Origin of the sequence: Gluconacetobacter tumulicola, from assembly GCF_014174215.1 — a bacterium.
Classification (GTDB): Bacteria; Pseudomonadota; Alphaproteobacteria; order Acetobacterales; family Acetobacteraceae; genus Gluconacetobacter; species Gluconacetobacter tumulicola.
This window is the reverse complement of sequence record NZ_JABEQL010000033.1, coordinates 1-21,829: the sequence shown is the minus strand read 5'-3', so window position 1 is coordinate 21,829 and position 21,829 is coordinate 1. Positions and strand designations below refer to the sequence as shown.

Annotated in this window: 22 protein-coding genes; 6 read left to right on the top strand and 16 right to left on the bottom strand. The window is 66.5% G+C overall.

All coding sequences use genetic code 11. The annotated features are described in order from the left end of the window. Positions 1-27: 27 nt before the first annotated feature. The 5 genes from dprA to gltX are packed head-to-tail and all read right to left on the bottom strand — an operon-like array spanning position 28 to position 5,510. The gene (gene dprA / locus HLH29_RS17050; protein ID WP_182968578.1) at positions 28-1,203 is read right to left on the bottom strand and encodes a DNA-processing protein DprA; all 1,176 of its coding nucleotides are present in this window, start codon (positions 1,201-1,203) and stop codon (positions 28-30) included. Then, positions 1,200-1,838, bottom strand: a complete 639-nt coding sequence (gene plsY, locus HLH29_RS17045) for a glycerol-3-phosphate 1-O-acyltransferase PlsY (protein WP_182968595.1) — start codon at positions 1,836-1,838, stop codon at positions 1,200-1,202. Before plsY ends, dprA begins: the two co-directional genes overlap by 4 nt. Beyond that, the gene (gene pyrC / locus HLH29_RS17040; protein WP_338030281.1) at positions 1,838-3,151 is read right to left on the bottom strand and encodes a dihydroorotase; all 1,314 of its coding nucleotides are present in this window, start codon (positions 3,149-3,151) and stop codon (positions 1,838-1,840) included. Before pyrC ends, plsY begins: the two co-directional genes overlap by 1 nt. After that, positions 3,148-4,113: an aspartate carbamoyltransferase catalytic subunit gene (locus tag HLH29_RS17035; RefSeq protein ID WP_182968577.1), complete on the bottom strand. Its 966-nt coding sequence runs from the start codon at positions 4,111-4,113 to the stop codon at positions 3,148-3,150. The genes pyrC and HLH29_RS17035 overlap by 4 nt, the downstream gene beginning before the upstream one ends. After that, entirely contained in the window at positions 4,110-5,510 is a 1,401-nt protein-coding gene (gltX, locus tag HLH29_RS17030; protein WP_182968576.1) for a glutamate--tRNA ligase, read from the bottom strand. Before gltX ends, HLH29_RS17035 begins: the two co-directional genes overlap by 4 nt. Positions 5,511-5,721: 211 nt before the next feature. Between gltX and HLH29_RS17025 the strand changes: the two genes are divergently transcribed. Continuing rightward, positions 5,722-7,764: a ComEC/Rec2 family competence protein gene (locus tag HLH29_RS17025; protein WP_246374374.1), complete on the top strand. Its 2,043-nt coding sequence runs from the start codon at positions 5,722-5,724 to the stop codon at positions 7,762-7,764. A gap of 126 nt (positions 7,765-7,890) precedes the next feature. Here the strand turns inward: HLH29_RS17025 and nth are convergent, their stop codons facing one another. After that, on the bottom strand, positions 7,891-8,577 hold the full coding sequence (gene nth / locus HLH29_RS17020; protein ID WP_246374373.1) for an endonuclease III: 687 nt from the start codon (positions 8,575-8,577) through the stop codon (positions 7,891-7,893). A 261-nt stretch (positions 8,578-8,838) separates the two neighbouring features. On the opposite strand from nth, the gene HLH29_RS17015 reads away from it, so the two are divergent. Then, on the top strand, positions 8,839-10,671 hold the full coding sequence (locus tag HLH29_RS17015) for an ABC transporter ATP-binding protein (protein ID WP_182968575.1): 1,833 nt from the start codon (positions 8,839-8,841) through the stop codon (positions 10,669-10,671). Positions 10,672-10,882: 211 nt separating this feature from the next. Then, positions 10,883-11,860: an alpha/beta hydrolase gene (locus HLH29_RS17010; RefSeq protein WP_182968574.1), complete on the top strand. Its 978-nt coding sequence runs from the start codon at positions 10,883-10,885 to the stop codon at positions 11,858-11,860. 88 nt (positions 11,861-11,948) lie between these two features. Here the strand turns inward: HLH29_RS17010 and HLH29_RS17005 are convergent, their stop codons facing one another. After that, complete coding sequence (locus HLH29_RS17005; protein ID WP_246374372.1) at positions 11,949-12,236, bottom strand: hypothetical protein; 288 nt, start codon at positions 12,234-12,236, stop codon at positions 11,949-11,951. A gap of 147 nt (positions 12,237-12,383) precedes the next feature. Then, positions 12,384-13,289, bottom strand: coding sequence for an AraC family transcriptional regulator (locus tag HLH29_RS17000; protein WP_182968573.1), 906 nt, complete (start codon positions 13,287-13,289; stop codon positions 12,384-12,386). A gap of 68 nt (positions 13,290-13,357) precedes the next feature. On the opposite strand from HLH29_RS17000, the gene HLH29_RS16995 reads away from it, so the two are divergent. Then, positions 13,358-14,212, top strand: coding sequence for an oxidoreductase (locus tag HLH29_RS16995; protein WP_246374371.1), 855 nt, complete (start codon positions 13,358-13,360; stop codon positions 14,210-14,212). A 110-nt stretch (positions 14,213-14,322) separates the two neighbouring features. On the opposite strand, the gene HLH29_RS16990 is transcribed toward HLH29_RS16995, so the two are convergent. The 8 genes from HLH29_RS16990 to hisB all read right to left on the bottom strand — a co-directional run bounded on the left by HLH29_RS16990 (position 14,323) and on the right by hisB (position 19,689). Continuing rightward, the gene (locus HLH29_RS16990; protein WP_182968572.1) at positions 14,323-14,808 is read right to left on the bottom strand and encodes a hypothetical protein; all 486 of its coding nucleotides are present in this window, start codon (positions 14,806-14,808) and stop codon (positions 14,323-14,325) included. Positions 14,809-15,001: 193 nt separating this feature from the next. After that, on the bottom strand, positions 15,002-15,382 hold the full coding sequence (locus HLH29_RS16985; RefSeq protein ID WP_182968571.1) for a histidine triad nucleotide-binding protein: 381 nt from the start codon (positions 15,380-15,382) through the stop codon (positions 15,002-15,004). A 17-nt stretch (positions 15,383-15,399) separates the two neighbouring features. Then, entirely contained in the window at positions 15,400-15,882 is a 483-nt protein-coding gene (locus HLH29_RS16980) for a phosphoribosyl-ATP diphosphatase (protein ID WP_182968570.1), read from the bottom strand. 28 nt (positions 15,883-15,910) lie between these two features. After that, positions 15,911-16,684, bottom strand: coding sequence for an imidazole glycerol phosphate synthase subunit HisF (gene hisF / locus HLH29_RS16975; RefSeq protein WP_182968569.1), 774 nt, complete (start codon positions 16,682-16,684; stop codon positions 15,911-15,913). After that, complete coding sequence (gene hisA, locus HLH29_RS16970) at positions 16,684-18,039, bottom strand: 1-(5-phosphoribosyl)-5-[(5-phosphoribosylamino)methylideneamino]imidazole-4-carboxamide isomerase (protein ID WP_182968568.1); 1,356 nt, start codon at positions 18,037-18,039, stop codon at positions 16,684-16,686. Before hisA ends, hisF begins: the two co-directional genes overlap by 1 nt. Beyond that, positions 18,036-18,707: an imidazole glycerol phosphate synthase subunit HisH gene (gene hisH / locus HLH29_RS16965; RefSeq protein WP_182968567.1), complete on the bottom strand. Its 672-nt coding sequence runs from the start codon at positions 18,705-18,707 to the stop codon at positions 18,036-18,038. Before hisH ends, hisA begins: the two co-directional genes overlap by 4 nt. 2 nt (positions 18,708-18,709) lie before the next feature. Further along, a complete protein-coding gene (locus tag HLH29_RS16960; RefSeq protein WP_182968566.1) occupies positions 18,710-19,096 on the bottom strand; it encodes a hypothetical protein in 387 nt (128 codons plus the stop codon). Next, complete coding sequence (hisB, locus tag HLH29_RS16955) at positions 19,093-19,689, bottom strand: imidazoleglycerol-phosphate dehydratase HisB (protein ID WP_182968565.1); 597 nt, start codon at positions 19,687-19,689, stop codon at positions 19,093-19,095. Before hisB ends, HLH29_RS16960 begins: the two co-directional genes overlap by 4 nt. A 185-nt stretch (positions 19,690-19,874) precedes the next feature. Between hisB and HLH29_RS16950 the strand changes: the two genes are divergently transcribed. Continuing rightward, positions 19,875-20,462 (top strand): nitroreductase family protein, encoded by a 588-nt coding sequence (locus HLH29_RS16950; RefSeq protein ID WP_182968564.1) that lies wholly within the window; start codon positions 19,875-19,877, stop codon positions 20,460-20,462. Between the two features lie 22 nt (positions 20,463-20,484). Beyond that, positions 20,485-21,663 (top strand): 5-demethoxyubiquinol-8 5-hydroxylase UbiM, encoded by a 1,179-nt coding sequence (ubiM, locus tag HLH29_RS16945; RefSeq protein WP_182968563.1) that lies wholly within the window; start codon positions 20,485-20,487, stop codon positions 21,661-21,663. Positions 21,664-21,829: the final 166 nt, after the last annotated feature.

Genomic DNA, 21,829 nt, shown 5'->3' with positions numbered 1-21,829 from the left:
GGATCACGCGTCTCGTTCCGGCGCCCGTCAGGGTCCGTCGGGCAGGGATGGAAGGACGACACTGCCGCCGGGAAGGGTTTCAATGTCGCCTGCCAGTTCCAGTTCCGACAGTACGGTCAGGATCGCCGATGTCGAGAACTGGCAGCGCCGTACAAGATCGTCAACCGGCGTTGGCGTGAATGACAGCAGAGTCAGGATCGCCTGACGGATATCGGACACAGTCCCGCCGGGGTCGGAGGGGGGTACGGGACCGGCCTGGACCGGCGGTTCGGGCCAGGGGGCGGTGCTTTGCGCCAGGCTGCCGGGACGCGTGCTGGTGCTGGTGGAAAAGAGGTCCCCGGCCGCTGCGTCGGGCAGTTCGGCCAGGATGTCGTTCTCGCTTTCGGTCAGGATCGCGCCGCGCCGCAGCAGGGAATTTGCGCCCCGGCTGCGCGGGTCGAGCGGCGATCCGGGCACGGCGAAGACCGTGCGGCCATAGCCCGCCGCCAGGTCGGCGGTGATCAGGCTGCCCGAGCGCAGCGCGGCTTCGACGACCACGCAGCCCAGCGACAGGCCGGCGATCAGGCGATTGCGGCGGGGGAAATGCCGGCTCTGCGGCGCGACGCCCAGCGGGGTTTCGGTGATCACCGCCCCGTATTGCGCAATCCTGTCCTGCAATTGTGCGTGTTCTGCCGGATAGGGTCGATCCAGGCCGCCCGCGACGGCGGCGATGGTGGTGCCGGCGCGCAGCGCGCCGGCATGGGCGGCGGCATCGATGCCCCGCGCCATGCCCGAGACTACGGTAATGCCCTGCGCCGCCAGGGTGGCGGCCAGGCTTTCGGCCATGCGCGCACCGTTGGACGAGGCATTGCGGGCCCCGACGATCGCGATACAGCACCCGTTCAGCCGGGCCGGGTCGCCCAGGATCGAGAGTGCCGGCGGTGCATCATGGATGGCGGCCAGAAGGGGCGGATAGTCGGGGTCGCCCAGCATCAGGATGCGGCCGCCCAGCGCTGCCGTGCCCGCGATTTCGGCCGCGATCTCGTCCTCGGGCGGGATGCGCAGCGTCCGCGCCCTGCCGGCGGCCCTGGCCCGTGCGGGCAAGGCGGACAGCGCGCTTTCAGCGTCGCCGTAATCGAGCAGCAGCTTGCGATAGCCGACCGGGCCGACGCCTTCGCTGCGCGCCAGGCGGAGGCGCGCGGCCAGCGGCCCGGCCGGTGTCACGGAGTCTTCCGTCCGATTCGCGGTTCGGTTCCGTTGAGCAGGCGACTTATATTGCCGTGATGCCGGGCGATCACCAGCAGCGCGATCAGCAGCCCCGCCAACGGAATCGGGCTGCGCAGGCCATCGCCGCTCAACAGGGTCAGCAGCACGGGCATGGCCACGAACGCGGCCAGCGCGCCGGCCGACGAGATCTTCGTCAGCTTTGCCACCCCCAGCCAGAGGGCGCAGCAGGCAAGGCCGGTCAGCGGCGACAGCGCCAGCGCCGCCCCCAGCCCGGTGGCCACGCCCTTGCCGCCCTTGAATTTCAGCCAGATGGGGAAGCAATGGCCGATGACGGCGAACAGGGCCGCGACCGCCATCGCCGGCGCGGTATGGAACGGCGAGAGGATGAAGCCGCACAGCACCGCGAACGCACCCTTGCCGCCATCCAGCAGCAGTGTCGCCGCCGCCAGGCCGCGCCGGCCGGTGCGCAGCACGTTGGTCGCGCCGATATTGCCCGATCCGATGGCGCGGATATCGCCCGCGCCGCCAAGCTGCGTCAGCAGCAGGCCGAAGGGGATGCTGCCGATGCCGTAGGCCAGCACGGCGATGGCCCCCAGCAATTGCAGGACGTAGCCGGGGAGCGTCTCGGTCATCATGCCGCGTCCTGCCCGTAGACCTGGCGCCCGGCCTTCCATGTGCCCAGCACCCGGCCTTCCACCGCCCGCCCGTCGAAGGGCGTGTTGCGGGCCCGGCCCGGCAGGGCGTCGGCCTCGATCTTCCACGCGCGATCCAGGTCGAACAGGCAGAGATCGGCCTCGGTCCCATCGGCCAGCGTGCCGGCATCGCTGCCCAGCAGGGCGGCGGGCCGGTGGGTCAGCAGGCCCAGCGCGTCGATCAGGGGCAGGGTGCCGCCATGCACGCGCGCCAGCGTGACGGCCAGCAGCGTGGCCAGCCCGGTGCCGCCGGCCGAGGCCACGGCGAAGGGCTGGCGCTTGTCGTCGGCGTCGCAGGGCGCATGGTCCGAGGCGATGGCGTCGATCGTGCCATCCGCCAGCGCCGCGCAGACGGCCAGCCGGTCGGACTCGCCCCGCAGCGGCGGCGACAGTTTGGCGTAGGTGCGGAAATCGCCGATCGCGGTCTCGTTCAGGTCGAAATAGGGCGGCGCGGTGTCGCAGGTCACGCGCAGGCCGCGCGCCTTGGCGGCCCGGATCAGCTCCAGCCCTTCCGCCGTCGAGACATGGGCGAAATGCAGCCGGCCGCGCGTCAGTTCGGCCAGGCGCAGGTCGCGGGCGATCATGATCGCCTCGGCGGCCGTCGGAATGCCCGGCAGGCCCAGGCGCGTCGCCAGTTCGCCATCCGTCGCGCAGCCGCCGCGCGCCAGCGACGGGTCTTCGGGGTGCTGGACCACCAGCGCATCGAAGCCCCTGGCATAGGTCAGGGCCAGCCGCATCATCCGCGCATCGGCCAGTGCCTGCGTGCCGTCGGTGAAGGCGACCGCCCCGGCCTCGTCCAGCAGGCCGATCTCGGCCATCTCGGTGCCCGCGCACCCGCGCGTCAGCGCGCCATAGGGCAGGATCGAGACCATGCCCGTTTCCTCGCCGCGCGCGCGCAGGTGCCGCACCAGCGCCGGATCGTCGATCGCCGGCTGGCTGTTGGGCAGCACCGCCATGGTGGTGATGCCGCCCGCCGCCGCCGCCCGCGCGGCCGAGGCCACCGTTTCGCGATATTCGAATCCGGGCTCGCCGATCGCCACCCGCATGTCCACCAGGCCGGGGCACAGTACCGCGCCGCCGCCATCGACCTGCCGGGCGCCCTCGGGCACGCCTTCGGCGCCAGGCAGGTCGGTGCCGGCGATCGCGCCGCCCCGGACCAGCAGGCGTCCGGGCCGGTCCAGCCCCCGCGCGGGGTCGATCAGGCGGACATTCTCGAACAGGATCGGCGGGGCCGAGGGGGGAGAGGCGGTCACGTCTGGTCTCCGGCGCGCGACAGCAGGTCCAGGACGGCCATGCGCACGGCCACTCCCATCTCGACCTGTTCGCGGATCACGCTCTGGTCTGAATCGGCGACGCGGCTTTCGATCTCGACCCCGCGATTCATCGGGCCGGGATGCATCACCAGCGCCTCGGGCCGGGCCAGGGCCAGCCGCTTGAGGTCCAACCCGTAGAAACGGAAATATTCGCGCGGGCTGGGCACCTGGCCGCCATTCATCCGCTCGCGCTGCATGCGCAGCATCATCACCACGTCGGCGTCGCGCAGCCCGTCTTCCATCGTGTAATGGACATCCACGCCCAGCGCGCCGATGGCGCCGGGGATCAGCGTCGGCGGCCCGACCACCCGCACGCGCGCGCCCATGGCCGTCAGCAGGTGGATGTTCGACCGCGCCACCCGGCTGTGGCTGACATCGCCGCAGATCGCTACCGTCAGCCCGTGCAGCGTACCGAAATGCCGGCGGATGGTCAGCGCGTCCAGCAGCGCCTGGGTCGGGTGTTCGTGGGTGCCGTCGCCGGCATTGACCACGCTGGCCTCGACCTTGCGGGCCAGCAGCGCCGGCGCGCCGGATTGCGAATGGCGCACCACCAGCAGGTCGGTGCGCATCGCGTTCAGCGTCGCGGCGGTATCCAGCAGCGTCTCGCCCTTGTTCACCGACGAGGTGGCCACCGTCATGTTGACCACGTCCGCCCCCAGCCGCTTCGCCGCCAGCTCGAACGAGGTGCGGGTGCGCGTGCTGTCCTCGAAGAACAGATTGATGACCGTGCGCCCGCGCAGCCGGTCGCGCGGCGTCTGGCGCGAGCGGTTCATCAGCGCATAGCTCTCGGCCAGGTCCAGGAAGGGCACGATCCGGGTCGGATGCATGCCCTGGAGACCCAGCAGGTGCCGCCCGTGCTGCGGGAAGAACCGGGGCGGCGCCGCGCGCGGGCTGTCGTTCATCGGGCGACGGCTCCCAGCCGCGCCATCACCTCGTCCCTTCCCAGGGCCGCCAGCGTGGCGTCGATGCCCGGCGAAGTCGCGCCGCCGGTCATCGCGGCGCGCAGGGGCTGGGCCACCTGGCCCAGCTTGTGGCCGTGATTCTCGGCGAAATGGCGTAGGGCGGCGTCGATCGAGGGCGCATCGAACACGGCCAGCACAGCCAGTTCGCGGGCCAGCAGGCCCAGCATGGCGCGGGCCTCGTCGGTCAGCAGCTTCTCGGCCTTGGGGTCGAAGGCCAGCGGCACATGCCGGCCCAGGAAGGCGGCGCTGTCGGCCAGTTCGACCAGCGTCTTCGCACGCTCCTTCAGGCCGAGCATCAGGGTGAGCACGCGCGCGCGCAGCGTGTCGTCCACGGTCACGCCCTCGCGCCCGGCCAGGCGTTCCAGCACGTCGTCGGTCAGGCGCGCATCGTCGGCCTGGCGCAGCCAGACGCCGTTCAGGTGCGACAGCTTGGCGTAATCCATGCGCGAGGGCGACCGGCCGACGCCGTCCAGGTCGAACAGCTGGATCTGCTCGTCGCGCGACAGGATCTCGGCATCGCCGTGGCCCCAGCCGAGACGCAGCAGATAGTTGTTCAAGGCCTCGGGCAGGTAGCCCATGTCGCGGAATTCCACGACCGACTGCGCGCCGTGGCGCTTGGACAGCTTGGCGCCGTCCGGCCCGTGGATCAGCGGCAGATGTGCGAATTTCGGCAGGTCCCAGCCCATGGCGCGATAGATCATCGCCTGCCGGAACGTGTTGGTCAGGTGGTCGTCGCCCCTGATGACATGGGTGATGTCCATGTCATGGTCGTCCACCACCACCGCCAGCTGATAGACCGGCGTGCCGTCGGCGCGCAGGATGATCATGTCGTCCATTTCGGCATTGGCGACGCGGACATCGCCCTGCACCAGATCCTGGATCACCGTCTCGCCCTCGCGCGGGGCGCGGATGCGCACGGTAAAGGGCGCGCCGGGCGGGGCTTCGGACGGATCACGATCGCGCCAGTAGCCGTTGTAGCGGGGCGGCTTGCCCTCGGCCATCGCCTGCTCGCGCATCTGCTGCAGTTCTGCCTGCGTGCAGTAGCAGCGATAGGCCAGGTTCTGCGCCAGCAGATGATGCGCGATTTCGGCATGCCGGGCCTGGCGCGTGGACTGGAACACCGGTTCCTCGTCCGGGGTGATGCCCATCCAGGCCAGCCCGTCGAACAGCACGTCGACCGCATGCTGGGTCGACCGCTCGCGGTCCGTATCCTCGATACGAAGCAGGAATTTTCCCCCATGGTGGCGGGCATAGAGGAAGTTGAACAGGGCGGCGCGGGCGTTGCCGATATGCAGCAACCCGGTCGGGCTCGGTGCGAAGCGCGTACGAACGGTCATGAGCCGGCTCCTTACCATGAGACGCTGTTTGCCGACAGGGGGCGCCGGTATGGGAGCGTTGCGGGGCTTGGGCGTTTGTCTCTTCTTTTTCTGGAGAAAAAGAAGCAAAAAGACTTTTAATCTGTTGTCGGCATTCCGCCTTGTCCGGCGGTTTTCCCCTTAAAAGGCTAAAAGTTTTTTGGTTCTTTTTTTCAAAAAAGAACGGGACGCGTTGGCCGGCCTGTTGCTGGCGGAACACCGGCGTCTGGCGCTATGGCTGCCGGTCGGGCTGGGGCTGGGCATCGCGTGGTATTTCCGGCTGCGCCACGAACCCGGAACGCTGGGGGTTCTCGCCTGGGCCGGCGTCGCTGTTCCGGGGCTCGGCTGGATCGCATGGCGGCCTTACGCGCTGGCGCCTCGTATGTTCGGCGGAGGTGCCGCGACGCTGGCCTTGGGGTTTCTGGCCGCGTTCTGGGCCACGCACCGTCAGCCGCCTTTGCCCGACCTGCCGGCGCGCGCGACCATCGTCACCGGGCGCATCGTGGCCGTGGCCCTTCTGCCGGCCGATGGTCCCTCCGTCCGGCGGCTGGATCTGGCCGATGCGGTACTGGACGACCCGCTCGATTCCGGCATGCCACCCCTGCGCCGCATCCTGCGCGTGCGCCTGCGCGCCGACGATCCGCTGGTGCCTGTTCCGGGCATGGTCGTGCGGGTGCGTGCCTTGTTGCGGCCACCGGCGCCTCCGTCCTTGCCCGGCGGTCCCGACCGGCAGCGTCGTGCCTATTTTGACGGAACGGCCGGCGGTGGCATGGCCCTGGGCCGGGCGCAGGCGCTGGGGCCCGTGCCGGGGGCGTCGTCGCTGGAGGGACTGCGCGAGCGTGTATCGGCGCATATCCTGCATGTGCTGCCGGGTGCCGCGGGCGGGGTGGCGACGGCGGTGCTGACCGGTTCCGCCGTGGGAATGAAACAGGCGGATCGCGACGCGTTCGCCGATGCGGGGCTGGCCCATCTGCTGGCGGTGGCGGGGCTGCACCTGGGCATCGTCATGGGCGTGTCGGTGGCGGTGGTGCGGCTGCTGCTGGCCTGTTCGGAATGGGCGACGCTGTACTGGCCATGCCGGTCGATCGCAGCCATTGCCGGGCTGGCGGCCGGCATCCTGTATGTGGCGCTGACGGGCGCGCATCTGCCGGCTTTGCGCAGCCTGATCATGGCGGCGCTGGTGGTACTGGCGATTATCACCGGCCGGCGGGCGCTCTCGCTGCGCGGGCTGGCGGTCGGGGCGATCCTGCTGCTGCTGACCGGGCCGGCCGATCTGCTGGAGGCCCCGTTGCAGATGTCGCTGGCTGCCGTCATGGCGCTGGCGGCGGGGGCCGAGGTCACGCGTCCGCTCTTCGCCCGCCTGATCGAGCAGCCCGGCTGGTGGCGGCGTGCCCTGCACCACATCGCGCATCTGGCGCAGGCCAGTCTGCTGGCCGGCGGGGCGACGGTGCCGGTGGTGATGGCGCATTTCGGCACGCTTCAGCCCTGGTTCGTGCTGGCCAATCTGCTGGCGGTGCCGCTGATGGCGATGTGGGTCCTGCCGCTGGGCCTGCTGTCCCTGCTGCTGATGCCATGGGGGGCGGAGGCCATGGCGCTGGTGCCGATGGGCTGGGGCATCGGGCTGATCCTCGATCTGGCGCGCATGGTCTCCGGCTGGCCGGCGGCGCGGCTGGCGGTGCCCGCCATGCCGGGCTGGGGGCTGGCCATATGGCTGCTGGGCCTCTGCTGGCTCTGCCTGTGGGCCGGGCGATGGCGCTGGTGGGGCGTGGGGCCGATGGTGCTGGCTCTGGCCGTGCCTCTCCTGGTCGTGCGGCCGGATCTGCTGCTTTCTCCCGACGGGCGCACGGTGGCGGTGCGTGATGGTGCGGTGCTGCGCGTCGGCCCGCGTCCGGGCAGCGAACGGCTGGTCGAGGACGATTGGCGGCAGGCCCTGGCGCTGCCGATTGCCCCCGGTGGCATCACGACCTGCCGCGATGGTGTGTGCCTGCGGGATGCGCCAGCGGCCGGTTGCGCGGGAATGGTTCTGCTGATCACGCTGGCGCCCGATGATGCGGGTTGTCCGGGCGTACGCATGCTCGACACGCTGACGACGTGGAAAAGCGGCGCGCAGGCCGTCTTCCTGCGCTCCGGTGGTCCGCTTGTGGTCTCGGACCGTGACTGGCGTGGGGCGCGCCCTTGGGTGCTGGCGCCGGGACAGCATGGGATGCCCGTTCTGCCGTTGGCGCAGCGGGAGTAGGTCTTCTTTTTCTGAAGAAAAAGAAGCAAAAAGACTTTTATCCGTTTAGGGACATCGACTGTCCCAGCAAAAAACTCCTGAACAGATCAGAAGTTTTTTGGTTCTTTTTTTCAAAAAAGAACAGCCTCAAGGCGGCGCCAACACCTTCCCCGTATACTGGCAAGGCTCGATCGCCGGGCACCGCCAGCATTCCGGGCGGCGAGCCTTGCAGACATAGCGTCCGTGCAGGATCAGCCAGTGATGCGCGGGGCGCAGCATCGGGGCCGGGATGCGGGCGACCAATTGGTCCTCCACCGCGCGGGGGGTCTTGCCGGGGGCCAGGCCGGTGCGGTTGCCGATGCGGAAGATATGGGTATCGACGGCCATGGTGCTGTCGCCGAAGGCCACGTTCATCACCACGTTCGCGGTCTTGCGGCCCACGCCGGGCAGGGCTTCCAGCGCCGCGCGGTCGTGCGGGACCTGGCCGCCATGCTGGTCCAGCAGGGCCTGCGACAGGGCGACGACATTGCGCGCCTTGGTGCGCCACAGGCCGATGGTGCGGATATGGTCGCCGACCGCCTCTTCGCCCAGCGCCACCATCGCGGCGGGGTTGGGGGCGTCGCGGAACAGGCCCTTGGTCACGCGGTTGACCGAGATATCGGTGGCCTGCGCGGACAGGGCGACGGCGACCAGCAGCGTGTAATCGTCGACGAAATCCAGCTCGCTTTCAGCATTGGGGTGCGCGTCGGCCAGCAGGGTGATGAAGCGTTCGACTTCCTTCAGCGTCATGCGGCGGCGGGCGGCGGGCGGGCGGGCGGTGGGTGTGCGGGTCATGCCGTCTCTGCGGGAAGGAGGAAGGAAGGGATGATCCGTTTTCGGCCGGACGGCGTGATCTGTAAATCGTCGGGCGCGCGGGACGGCCGCGCCGTCTTGCGTTCCGGGGGCGGCACGGCGATAATTTGCCCGAAAACCGGGACAAGATCAGAATGCCCATCGTGCGGCGCGGGCGCGCGCCGCACGGCACGCGACGGCCTGCGCCGTCGCCGCGGTTGGGGCTGACGCACAAGGATGGCCGGTATGACCGGCCGGAGCATCATGACAGACCAACAAGCCGCGTCGGGCCAGGAGCGCCCCGCGCGCAATGAATTCGCCGAAGTTCTGGGTTTTGTGATCCGCCGCTGGCTGCGCCATCCCGGCGCGCTGGCCTGGACGCTGGCAGGCGTCTCGGTGGCGACGGTGGCCGACGTGGTCACGCCGCTGCTGGCCGGCTGGATGGTGGATGACGTCTCCCGCGCCGCCGGCGGGGCAGCGGGAGGCGCGATCGCCACTCCGGCGATGGAGGCCGCCCGGCGGGGCGCGCTGTGGATGGTCGGCGGGCTGGTGCTGCTGGGTCTGCTGGGCGTGGCCGGGCGCCGCATGTCCTATCTGGGCATCACGCATCTGACCGCGCGCACCATGCGCGGCATTGCCGAGAGCGCCTTTGCCCGCGTCCAGCGTTTCTCGACCGACTGGCACGGCAACACGTTCGCGGGCTCGACCGTGCGCCGGCTGACGCGCGGCATGTGGGCCACCGACACGCTGGCCGATACGCTGATGCTGATGCTGCTGCCCAGCGTGCTGGTGCTGGCCGCGACGACCGTCGTACTGGCGGCGCATTGGCCGTCGATGGGCCTGCTGCTGGGGGTGAGTTCGATCCTGCTGGTGGCGATGTCCACCTGGCTGACCCTGCGCTATGTCGCGCCCTCCGCCCGGCTGGCCAACAGATGGGATACCCGCATGGGGGCGGCGCTGGCCGATGCCGTCACCTGCAATTCCGTCGTCAAGGCGTTCGGCGCCGAAGCGCGCGAGGACGCGCATCTGTCGCGCATCCTGGCACGCTGGCAGACGCGCACGGAACGGTCCTGGATCCGGGGTACCAATTCGGGAAATCTGCAGAATGTGGCGGCCCTGCTCATGCGGGTGCTGCTGATCGGCGCGGTGCTGGCGCTGTGGTGGCGCGGCCAGGCCGGGCCCGGCGACGTGGCCTATGTGCTGACCATGGTGTTCCTGGTGCAGGGCTATCTGCGGGATATCGGGCAGCAGATCTCGATGGTGCAGCGTTCGGTGAACGAGATGGAGGAACTGGTCGCCATCTATCGCCTGCCGCTGGGCGTCGCGGATCGGCCGGAGGCCGGCACGCTGCGCGTGACGCATGGCGCCATCCGCTTCGATCATGTGGGCTTCGGCTATCGGGCGCAGACCCGGCCGCTGTTCCAGGATCTGTCGATCGACATTCCCGCCGGCAGTCGCGTCGCACTGGTGGGGCCGTCAGGGTCGGGCAAGACCACGCTGATCAAGCTGTTGCAGCGGTTGTATGACGTCACCTCGGGCCGGGTCCTGATCGACGGTATCGACGTCGCCAGCGTGACGCAGGAGAGCCTGCGCGCGCAGATCGCGATCGTGCAGCAGGAGCCGGTGCTGTTCCATCGCTCGCTGGCCGAAAACATCGCCTATGGCCGGCCCGGCGCGTCGATGGCCGAAATCGAGGAGGCGGCGCGGCAGGCCAATGCGGCCGGCTTCATCGACCGCCTGCCCAAGGGCTATGCCACCATGGTCGGCGAACGTGGCGTCAAGCTGTCGGGCGGCGAACGCCAGCGCGTGGCCATTGCTCGTGCTTTCCTCGCGAATGCCCCGATCCTGATCTTTGACGAGGCCACGTCCAGCCTGGATTCGGAATCGGAAATCCTGGTGCAGGAGGCCATGGAACGGCTGATGGTCGGTCGTACCGTGCTGGTCATCGCCCACCGCCTGTCCACCGTCGTCGGGCTGGATCGTATCCTGGTGTTCGCGCGCGGCGAATTGCTGGAGGATGGATCGCACGCGGAACTGGTGACGCATGAGGGCGGGTTGTATCGGCGGTTGTTCGAATTGCAGTCGCTGGACGGGTGAGGTCGCAGGGCTCTGCCCTGCACCCGGAAGGGGACGGTCGTCCCCTTCACCCCTGTTCGTGGGGGGGCGGAAGATTGGTCTCGGCGGATGAATAAGGAAAAAGCGACTGTCCCTTTCGGGGGTAGGTCCGCGAAAAGGCAGTCAACGGATACGCGGTACTCCAACAGTGAAGAATGGCGTTATGGCGCCAACATGGCGGAAACAAAAAACAATGCGCGTTCTGGTTTTCAGCGGACTTTTCTCGGTTCTCATCTCAGCCGTCATACCACTTTCCGTTTATGCGGCTGACAATCCAGAGATGGGCAACCGATACGTTCTGGAGGACACTGAGGTCACGACCATTCCGGCATCTCGCCTGCATCGAGATTACCAGATTCTTGTTAGTCTGCCAGCAACGTACAAATCCCGGCCCCACGACAAGTTTCCAGTTATCTTCCTGACTGATGCCGACTACGGCTTCCCGGTCGTGCGCAGTATTGCAAATCGTATGAATGATCATGGGGCCGGCATGGAAGATGCTGTGATTGTTGGCTTGTCTTACGCCATCGGAGACAGCCCGGCTTTCAGTCGTCGTCGGGACTATACGCCGACACCTAATGGAGATGGAGGCGTAAAGCCCGATATTCAGGGCCGGCCTCCGATATACGGCGAAGCGAAAGAATATCAGGATTACATCGAGCGAGACATATTTCCCTACGTCGCTGCCCATTACCACGTTGACATGAAGAACAAGATTTATCTCGGACACTCATATGGTGGTCTTTTCGGGGTGTATTGCCTTCTGACCAAGCCAGAGATGTTTCAGCATTATATATTCGGAAGTCCGTCACTGTGGTTTGACAATCACGTTATGTTCAAGCTGGAAGACGCCTATGCCAGAACACACGGGGATCTCCAGGCAGATATCTATGCCGGAGTCGGATCGACCGAGACGCCGGATCATCCGAATAATCAATACGATATGGTAAGAGATCTACAGACGTTCATTGGATGTCTTCGAAAACATCATTACACACATTTGAAAATTCAGATGCGCATATTTCAGGGCGAGGACCATCTGACAGTGTTTCCCCTGACGATCACGCATGGACTGATCCATGTTCTTGAGCCCAATTACCCTAAAGATGACGATATTTCTGTTTGGGATCGGAAATCGAAGTATGGTTCGTTAATGAAGAGTGCGGGCTGAATCGGAGAAAGTATCTTTTGTAGGCTATCATGTAAAAACGGGTTGATAAAATCTGGGAGCGGCCCTCTTCATCGTTGACCAGCCCGGCTTACCAGCCGGCATTATACTGGCCCATGACGGGTTCCATCCGCCCCAGCCGGGGTCGGTCATCGGGGCCCCAGGCGTTCCAGTTCCATGTGGCGTCCCGGTATTCCCCGGCCGTCATCTGCTGTTCGTCGGCCAGCATCTTCTGCTGGCGGTAGCTCTGGTAATTATCGTAGGCGGCTTGGTCGCCGACATACAGGCAATCGCAGACGGTCGGGTCGGCATAGACGTAGAAGACGGCGTTCCCATGTGTCCTGCGGACGAAATGATGGGGCGGGAGGCGGTTCAGCATCACAGTGAATAGCGATTTAGGGCAAGATAACGTCCGATTTTAGCACCTAGGTATTCTTCTTCAAATGTCTACAACGAGGACGATTCCCGCCTGCCTGTCCCGCTTCGTCAAACAGGGGACTGTAGACGCTAGATTTTCGCTTCGAGCCTATATCGGCTCTCCGAGATTTTTCCGCATCCATTTGACCTCATCGGTGGCGCAACGATGGAAATGGCGCTTGAAATCTCGGCTGAATTGGGCCGGGCTGGCATAGCCGACTTCGGCAGCAATAACGGCAATCGGGCCCTTGCGCCGTGCGATCATCAGCCTGGCCTCGTGCAACCGCAAGGCCTTGATGTACTGAAGCGGAGTGGTTCCGGTAAGGGACTTAAAGCCCGCGTGATAGGAAGGAACGCTCATACCGACCGTCGCAGCGAGTTCCGGTATCGACAACCCTTCATTGTAGCGTTCACGGATCAGGGTCAGGCTTCGCACGATCCCGTCTGTCGTGCTGTTGCGACGAAGTGCCGCCATCAGTGACCCCCCCTGAGGTCCTGCCAGTACGCGGTAGTGCAACTCGCGCAGCAGTCCGGAGCCGAGAATGGCAAGTTCCTGCGGGTTGCGGAGGGTATGAAGCAGACGCCCGAGCACATCGGAAATGGGGGGCATCATCGGACTTGAAACAAGGCTTCTCGCTGGTGCTCTTTCATTATGACTGACCTGTCCATCCAGTATGGTCACGATTTCAGCAGCAAGCTGTAGGTCAAATTCGCAATAAATGGCGAACAGGGGCAGGTCGGGACTGGCCTGCGAGGCCATGCGAAAAGGTACGGGGACCGAAACGGCAAGGTAATGGCCAGCATCGTAGCGGTAGACCTCGCCATTGAGGAATCCCTGCTTGGACCCTTGCAATACGAACACCGCACCAGGTCGGTAAAGAACAGGCACGTCCTCGAGAATAGTCTCCGAACGCAGGATGCGGATGCCAGGCAAGGGCGTGAGGTTGTAGCCTTGCTGCGGTGCGAGTTCGGCGGTCAGCGCTAGAAACGAACAGGGTGTGGGTGGAGAATTCATAGGATCGAGCAAGAAAATCAGAGGAAATGCGATAGAGTGCCTGCCAGCATCATATTATTGATCAATTCATGAACGCACTCAAGCAGGGCAGAGCCATGTCAGAGCAGACTTTTTTTATCACGGGTGCCAACTCCGGGTTCGGGTTTGCCATCGCCCAGGCCGCCCTTGCAGCGCGCCATCGGGTGATCGGTGCAGTTCGGTCGCAAACCGCAAGAGCGTCATTGCTGGAACGACTGCCAGATGTCTGCGTGGTCCTGTGCGACGTCACCGAGTTCGACCGCATTCCCGCCATCGTCGCACAGGCAGAGGCAGACCACGGCCCGGTCGACGTGCTCATCAACAACGCCGGCTATGGACATGAAGGTATTCTGGAGGAATCTCCTCTCGATGAAATGCACCACCAGTTCGATGTCAATGTCTTCGGAGCTGTTGCGGTCGCCAAAGCCTTCTTGCCGCGTTTTCGCGAACGTCGCAGCGGGTTTATCGTGAACGTGACATCAATGGGTGGTCTGATCACGATGCCGGGCATAGCGTACTACTGTGGTAGCAAGTTCGCTTTGCAGGGCATTTCGGAGGTCATGCGCGCAGAAATGGCGCCTTTTGGAGTTCATGTCACCGCGCTGTGCCCCGGATCATTCCGCACAGACTGGGCCGGGCGCTCGATGGTCAGGACGGAGCGCTCGATCGGGGACTACGACACTCTGTTCGATCCGATCCGGGCTGTTCGACACGAGAAGGACGGCAAGCAATTGGGTGATCCGGCGAAACTCGCCGCCGCAGTGCTTCAGCTTGTTGCGTCCGACGCCCCCCCACCGCAACTGCTCCTGGGTAGTGATGCTCTGCGACTGGTTCGTGAACGTATCTCTCGCCTGGAAAGAGAAATTGCGGATTGGGAGGAATTGACCCGATCAACGGACGGCTGATCCTTCCAAGGAGCGACAGCGCACTATATCGAGATATTTTGCAAACGGCTGGTAATTACCGCCTTTCAACTCGACGAAAAGAACAGCCGTTCTGGCACTGATAACCCGGCTTACCAGCCAGCGTTATACTGCCCCATCCCCGGGTCCCAGTTCCCCCATGCGGGGTTCCACGACGGGTTCCAGCCGCCCCAGCCGGGGCCACCCATCGGGCCCCATGCGTTCCAGTTCCACATGGTGTCCTGGTATTCGCCGGCCGTCATCTGCTGCTCGTCGGCCAGCATCTTCTGCTGGCGGTAGCTCTGGTAATTGTCGTAGGCGGCCTGGTCGCCGACATACAGGCAGTTGCACACGGTCGGGTCGGCATACACGTAGAACACGCTGCCACCATGTGTCCGGCGGACGAAATGATGGGGCGGCAGACGGTTCAGCATCGCCTGCTGCTGCGGTGAGCTGGCGGGTTTCAACGCAAAGCCCGCCGCGGCAAGGTGGTCTTCCTTCTGCGCGATCCGTTGGGCGGTCGTTTCACACGACGGCAGGCTGCCCAGCATGGCAAGGACGGCAAGGGCGCGCAGGGGCGCGTTTTTCGGCATGACCATTCCGCGTGTGCTCCTGACTGGCAATCTTTTGAAATAACCTACCCACGATCCCGCGCCGGATCAACGTCGCGCAAAAAAGACCGAGGCGCCGCAAGCATCACGATCGAACGACAGGTCAGGATCAGGAATCGAGGTGCAGGAGGCCTGCCTCCTGCCGGGGTGTCGGGGCAGAGCCCCGACGAACAGCGCCTGTTCAGCCCCGATGCAGCATCGGCCCCAGCGCGGCCCCGCCAAACAGATGCACATGGAAGTGCGGCACTTCCTGCCCGGCGGCGACGCCCATATTCGCCAGCAGGCGGTACCCGTCTTCTTCCAGCCCCAGCGACGCCGCCACATGGCCGACCGCGCGGGTAAAGCCCGCGATTTCGGCCTCGTCGGCCGTCTGGCTGAAATCGGCGAAGGAGACGTAGGGCCCTTTGGGGATCACCAGCACATGGACCGGTGCCTGCGGCGCGATGTCGTGGAACGCCAGCGCGTATTCGTTTTCATAGATTTTGCGGCAGGGGATTTCCCCGCGCAGGATCTTGGCGAAGACGTTCTGCGGGTCGTACGGACCCCGTCCGGAAACGGCCATGGACATGCCTCCTTGCTTCAGACCGCCAACGGGTCGCGGGGGCGGGCGGCCTTTTCGGCGATGCCGCTGGTGCCCTCGCGGCGCGTCAGTTCGGCCCATACATCCGACGGATGGATGCCGGCATCAACCCACATGACGATCAGGTGGTACAGCACGTCGGCACTCTCGCCGACCAGTTCCTCGGTATTGCCGGCCACGGCCTCGATCAGGCACTCGACCGCTTCCTCGCCGAATTTCTGCGCGATCTTGCGCCGGCCGCGTGACAGCAGCCGGGCGGAATGGCTGACGGCGGGGTCGGTGCCCTTGCGTGAAACGACGACATTGAACAGCCGGTCCAGGATTTCCGCCGTCGCCGCCGGTTCGGTGGGCAGGGCAGGAACCGCCTTCACGATGGCGGCAGCGGGGGCGGCCTTTTTCCGGGCCGTCTTCTTGGTGACGCCCTTCTTGCCGGCGGCCTTGGTGTCGTCGTTCTTGCGCATGGTCTTCGGGATTTTTGGCATCAGGCCCTCGCTTGGGTATTCGCGCCGTTCAGGATCTGGCAGCCGGCGTGCGCCGAACCGGCAGGCCGGCATCGGCCAGGGCCTGCTTGACCTGCGGGATGGTGAACTGGCCGAAATGGAACACGCTGGCGGCCAGCAGGCCGGTGGCACCGGCCCGCGCGCCCTCGACGAAATGGTCCAGCGTGCCGACGCCGCCCGAGGCCACGACCGGCACCCGCACCGCGCCGCAGGCCGCGCGCAGCAGGTCCAGGTCGAATCCGCTGCGGGTGCCGTCGCGGTCCATGCTGGTCAGCAGGATCTCGCCAGCGCCGCGTTCGGTCACCTCGCGGCACCAGTCGATGGCGTTGCGGCCGGTGGGGGTGCGGCCGCCATGGGTATAGACTTCCCATGATCCGTGCCCGTCCGACCGGGCATCGACGCCCACCACCACGCACTGGCTGCCGAATTTCCGCGCGGCCTCGTTGATCAGTTCGGGACGGCTGACGGCGGCGGAATTCATCGCGCATTTGTCGGCGCCGGCCAGCAGCAGGCGGCGCATGTCGTCGGTCGTGCGCACGCCCCCGCCCACGGTCAGCGGCAGGAAGATCTTCTCCGCCGTGCGGTTGACCACGTCCAGGATCGTGTCGCGGTTTTCGTGGCTGGCGGTGATGTCCAGAAAGGTCAGTTCGTCGGCGCCTGCGGCGTCATAGAGCGCCGCCTGCTCCACCGGGTCGCCCGCGTCGCGCAGCGAGACGAAATTGACCCCTTTCACCACCCGTCCGTTCTTCACGTCCAGGCAGGGGATGACCCGCAGCTTCAGCATCAGGACAGGATCCGCAACGCGTCGGTGGGGTCCACCCGGCCGTCATACAGCGCACGGCCGACGATCACGCCCTCGATCCCCGGCGCGGTGACCGTGGCGGCCCGCAATGCGCGCAGATGCTCGACATTGCCCACACCGCCGCTGGCGATGACCGGGATCGACAGGCTGTTCGCCAGTTCGGCGGTCTGGGGGATGTCGATGCCCGTCAGCATGCCGTCGCGGCTGATCTCGGTGAAGATGATCGCGGCGACGCCCACATCCTCCATCCGGCGGCCCAGTTCGATGGCCTTCATGTCCGAGGTCTCGGCCCAGCCTTCGGTCGCCACCTGTCCCGACCGCGCGTCGATACCGGCGACGATCCGGCCGGGGAAGGCACGGCAGGCGGCGCGGACCAGTTCGGGATTCTTCACCGCGACGCTGCCCAGGATCACGCGGGTAATCCCGGCGGCCAGCCAGCGTTCGATGCTGTCCAGGTCGCGCAAGCCACCGCCCAGTTGCACCGGCACGGTGGCGTTGGCGATGATGGCTTCGATCGCCGCGCTGTTGGCCGACTTGCCGGCAAAGGCGCCGTTCAGGTCGACCACATGCAGCCAGCCGCAGCCCGCCGCGATCCAGGCCCGGGCCTGCGCGCCGGGATCGTCGGAATAGACCGTGGCATCATCCATCTCGCCCCGGCGCAGGCGCACGCAGGCGCCGTCCTTGAGGTCGATGGCGGGATAAAGGGTCAGGCTGTGGCCGGTCACGCTGGCAGGTCCTGTGGCGGGAATGGGAACGGAAGATGCCTGCGGGTGGGCGGGCACGACCCGTTCATTGTCCTGCAGGCGCTTGGTGAAGAACAGGCCACGCATCGTCCGCCCGTCGGCGCGGGCATAGCTGGGATGGGTGCCCCATTGATAGAAGCCGAACGTGCGGAACAGCCGGATCGCGGCCTCCTGGGTCTCGCGCACATCCAGGTTCAGGATCTGGTAGCCCATGGCCCGCGCGCATTGTTCGGCCTCCAGCAGCAGCAGCCGGCCCAGGCCGTGCCCCCTGGCATAGGGCGCGACATACAGATGCATCAGCGTGGCGCTCATCGCCTGCGCTTCGTTATTGCGCGGCGGGCGGACCAGTTGGGCGGCGCCGACGATGATGCCATCCAGCCGCGCGACGAACAGCATGCGCTCCGGCACCATCAGCAGGCCCCGGAAATAGCGCTCCATTGCCTGGCGGCCCGGCACGTTCAGCCAGCCGAACCCGCCGCCATCCAGGATCGCGGCGTCGGTCGCCTCGCACAGCGCCTGAAGATCGTCTTCCGTCAGCGACTGGACGCGCTCGGCACGTGGCTGGTCGCGGGTGGATCTGCCGCTACCGCTCATGCGCGCTCTCCTTCGCGGGCTGGGGTCCAGCGCAGGAAATTCGACAGGATTCGCAGGCCGACCGTCTGGCTTTTCTCGACATGGAACTGCGTGCCGGCGCGATTGCCACGGGCCACGATCGCCGGCACCGCCCCGCCATAGTCGGTGGTCGCCACCAGTTCGCCCGTTGTGCCGTGGCGCAGCGCATAGGAATGGACGAAATAGCCGTGGGCGTCCTCGTCCAGCCCATCGGTCAGCGGATGCGCGCCCGGTGTGAAATCCAGCCGGTTCCACCCCATCTGCGGCAGGCGCAGACCCGGCGCGTCCATCGGCGCGATCTCGCCCGCGATCCAGCCGAAACCGGGGGTGATGGCATGTTCCAGCCCACGCTCGGCCATCAACTGCATGCCGACACAGATGCCCAGGAAGGGCGTCCCCGCATCCGTCGCGTCGACGATGGCCGCGCGCAGCCCCGGCACGGCGTCCAGCCCGGCGGCGCAGTCGGCAAAGGCGCCCTGTCCGGGCAGCACGATCCGGTCCGCCCCGCGTACCGTGTGCGGATCGGCCGAAATCGTCACCTCGGCGTCGATGGCGCTATCCGCCGCCGCCCGTGCCAGTGCCCGCGCGGCCGAGGCCAGGTTGCCGCCATTATAATCGATGACGACGATGGATTGCGTCGCGGATGTCATATTCATACCTCCGCCGGGTTGCCACGGGTGCGCGCGAGCGTGGGGTTACGCTCCAGCAGGCGCAGCAGCGCGGCCTCACGCCCCTGCGCCACGATCACCGGGCCGGCGGCCAGGCCGTTCAGCCGCAATTCCCACTCTTTTATATCGGCGGCGCACAGGCCCAGCAGCAGATGCAGCCCGGCCCAGAACGGCAGCAGCGGCAGATGCGCCGCCCGCACCGCGTCCAGCAGCAACAGGCTGGCGGTGCCGGCCAGCAGTCCGGCGATCCAGCTTCCCTGAATCACCAGCCCCAGCCAGCCCAGCAGCAGCACCCGCCAGGACAGACGCTCCGCGACCAGGATAGGCGGACGCCGGTCGTCAGTCCGGAACCATGTGGAATAACTCGTCACAGCACGCCTTTGGTCGAGGGGATGCTGCCGGCCGCGCGCGGGTCGGGCTCGGCGGCCATGCGCAGGGCCCGTGCTGCCGCCTTGAACGAGGCCTCGGCGATATGGTGGCAGTTCCGCCCGGCCTTCTGCGTGACGTGCAGCGTCAGCAGAGCGCTCATGGCGAAGGCGCGGAAGAATTCCTCGAACAGTTCCGTGTCCATCTCGCCGATCTTGTCGCGCGTGAACTCCACCGACCAGGCGAGGAAGGGACGGCCCGAGATATCCACCACCACTTCGCTCAGCGCCTCGTCCAGCGGCACCAGCGCGTGGCCGAACCGGCGGATGCCGCGCTTGTCGCCGATTGCCCGGACAAAGGCCTGGCCGAGCGCGATGCCGGTATCCTCGGTAGTATGATGGAAGTCGATATGCAGGTCGCCCTTGGCCTCGATTTCCAGATCGAACAGGCCATGGCGGGCCAGCGCCGTCAGCATATGATCGAAGAAGCCGATTCCGGTCGCGATCCGCGACTGGCCGGTGCCGTCCAGGTTCAGCCGGAGCGTGATGTCGGTCTCGCTGGTGACGCGATGAATCGTGGCTGTGCGGGCGGTATCCATGCCCGTTCTCCTACAGGAGTGGGCCGCGTTAGGCCACTCTCCTGTATGGGTCGCGCACATCGTTGCCAGCCCTGTTCGCGCCTCTGGGCCGCAGGCGGCGGATATTGGCTTCACCTTCCTTCTGCTGCATGGTGCCGGCCAGGGCCGCGCGACCGCTGCCGGGGCCCCAGACCAAGGAGCTCCCTATGGCCGCGCTCGACAGCCTGCTGTCCCGCTCATCGACCGACGCCCTGTCCGAACCTGCGCCCGACGGATCGGTGCTGGAGGATATCCTCTCCACCGCGATGCGCGCGCCCGACCATGGCCGCCTGCGGCCGTGGCGCTATGTGCTGATCCGTGGCGAGGCCCGGCCCAAACTGGCCGAACTGGTGGTAGCCGGCATGCTGGCGCGCGATCCGGACGTGCCGGCCGCGAAGATCGAGAAGCGCCGCACCCGCTTTTCCACCATGCCGCTGACCATTGCACTGGGCATGCATCTGCGCCCCGAGGACAAGATCCCGCTGATCGAGCAGGAAATGGCGGTCGCGGCGGCGGCGATGAACATTCTCAATGCCCTGCATGCCACCGGCTTCGGCGGGGTGTGGGTGACGGGCGACATGGCGGTTGACCCCGCGCTGGCTTCGGCGCTGGGGTTCGATGCGCCGCACGGGCTGGCGGGCTTCCTGTTCGTCGGCACGCCGGACCCGAACCGGGCCGTGCCGCCGCGTCGGCCGGTGGAAGATTACGTGGCGGAATGGCACGGCGCGCCGGTCACGTTCGGGGCGGACAAGTAGAGAGCGAATGCGGAAGAGCGAGATGCGCAGCGACGTCACGATCATCGGCGGTGGTCCCGCCGGCCTAGCCACGGCCCTGTCGCTGGAAAGCGCCGGCCTGTCCGTCACCGTGCTGGAACGCGCGCCACAGGCCGCGCTGGCCGAACCCGCGTTCGACGGGCGGGAGATCGCCCTGACCCATCATTCGGTCACGCTGCTGCGGAATGCCGGAGCATGGGCGCGCATCCCCCCGGTGGGCATTTCCCCCTTGCGCGAGGCAAGGGTGGAAACCGGGCGGCACAACCATCCGCTGACCTTCGATACGAACGGCCAGGGTGTCGAAGCCCTCGGGTATCTGGTCTCCAATCACATGATCCGGCAGGCCTTGTATGAAGAGGCCGTGACGCGCCCCGGTATCGTGGTGCGCGCGGGCGTCGCGACGCGGCGTGTGCGGGACGATGGTGACGGCGTGACCGTGCTGGCCGAGGGGGGCGACGTGACGTCGCGCCTGGCGATCGCGGCCGATGGCCGGTTTTCCGACATCCGGCGCCTGCAGGGCATCGGCGCGATCATTCATGATTTCCATCGATCCATGCTGGTCTGCCGCATGGCGCATGAATCGCCCCATCATCATGTGGCGACCCAATGGTTCGATGACGGGCAGACGATCGCGCTGCTGCCCGTCAATGGCGGGGCGTCCTCGCTGGTCCTGACCCTGCCGCCGGAGCAGATCGAGGCGCTGCGGACGATGGAGCGCGACCGCTTCAACGAGGAGATCATGGCCAGGGTCGGCAATCGGCTGGGCGCGATGCGGCTGGTCAGCACGCGCCATGTCTATCCGCTACGGGCGGTCTATGCGCATCGCTTCACGGCGCGGCGCTTCGCATTGATCGGCGATGCGGCGGTGGGCATGCATCCGATCACCGCACACGGCTTCAATCTGGGCCTCAAGGGCCAGGATATCCTGGCCCAGGAGATCACGGCCGGGATGGCCCGCGATGGCGATCCTGGGTCGGCTGCGGTGCTGCGGCGGTTCTCCACCCGTCATCGCCTGGCCACGGCGCCACTGTTTGCCGCCACCAATGGCATCGCCACCCTCTATACGCGCGACGAATCACCCTTCCGGTACCTGCGCCGTGCCGGTCTGCGGGCTGCCGATTCTCTCGCTCCGTTCAAGGTAGCCGTGACCAACATGCTGATCGATCGCGGAAAAACGCCCTGAAACCGCCATTTTCTGATTGGCGGGTCAGAAAAAAGCGACGCGGCGCATTTTTCGCTGTTGACGGTGTTAGGGGTGGGGTGTAGATCGCTCTTCACCGCCGGGGCTGAGGTTCTTGACCTGGTGGGGATGACCTGCTAGTTTCTTTGGCCCTTCTGGGGTGTTTGAG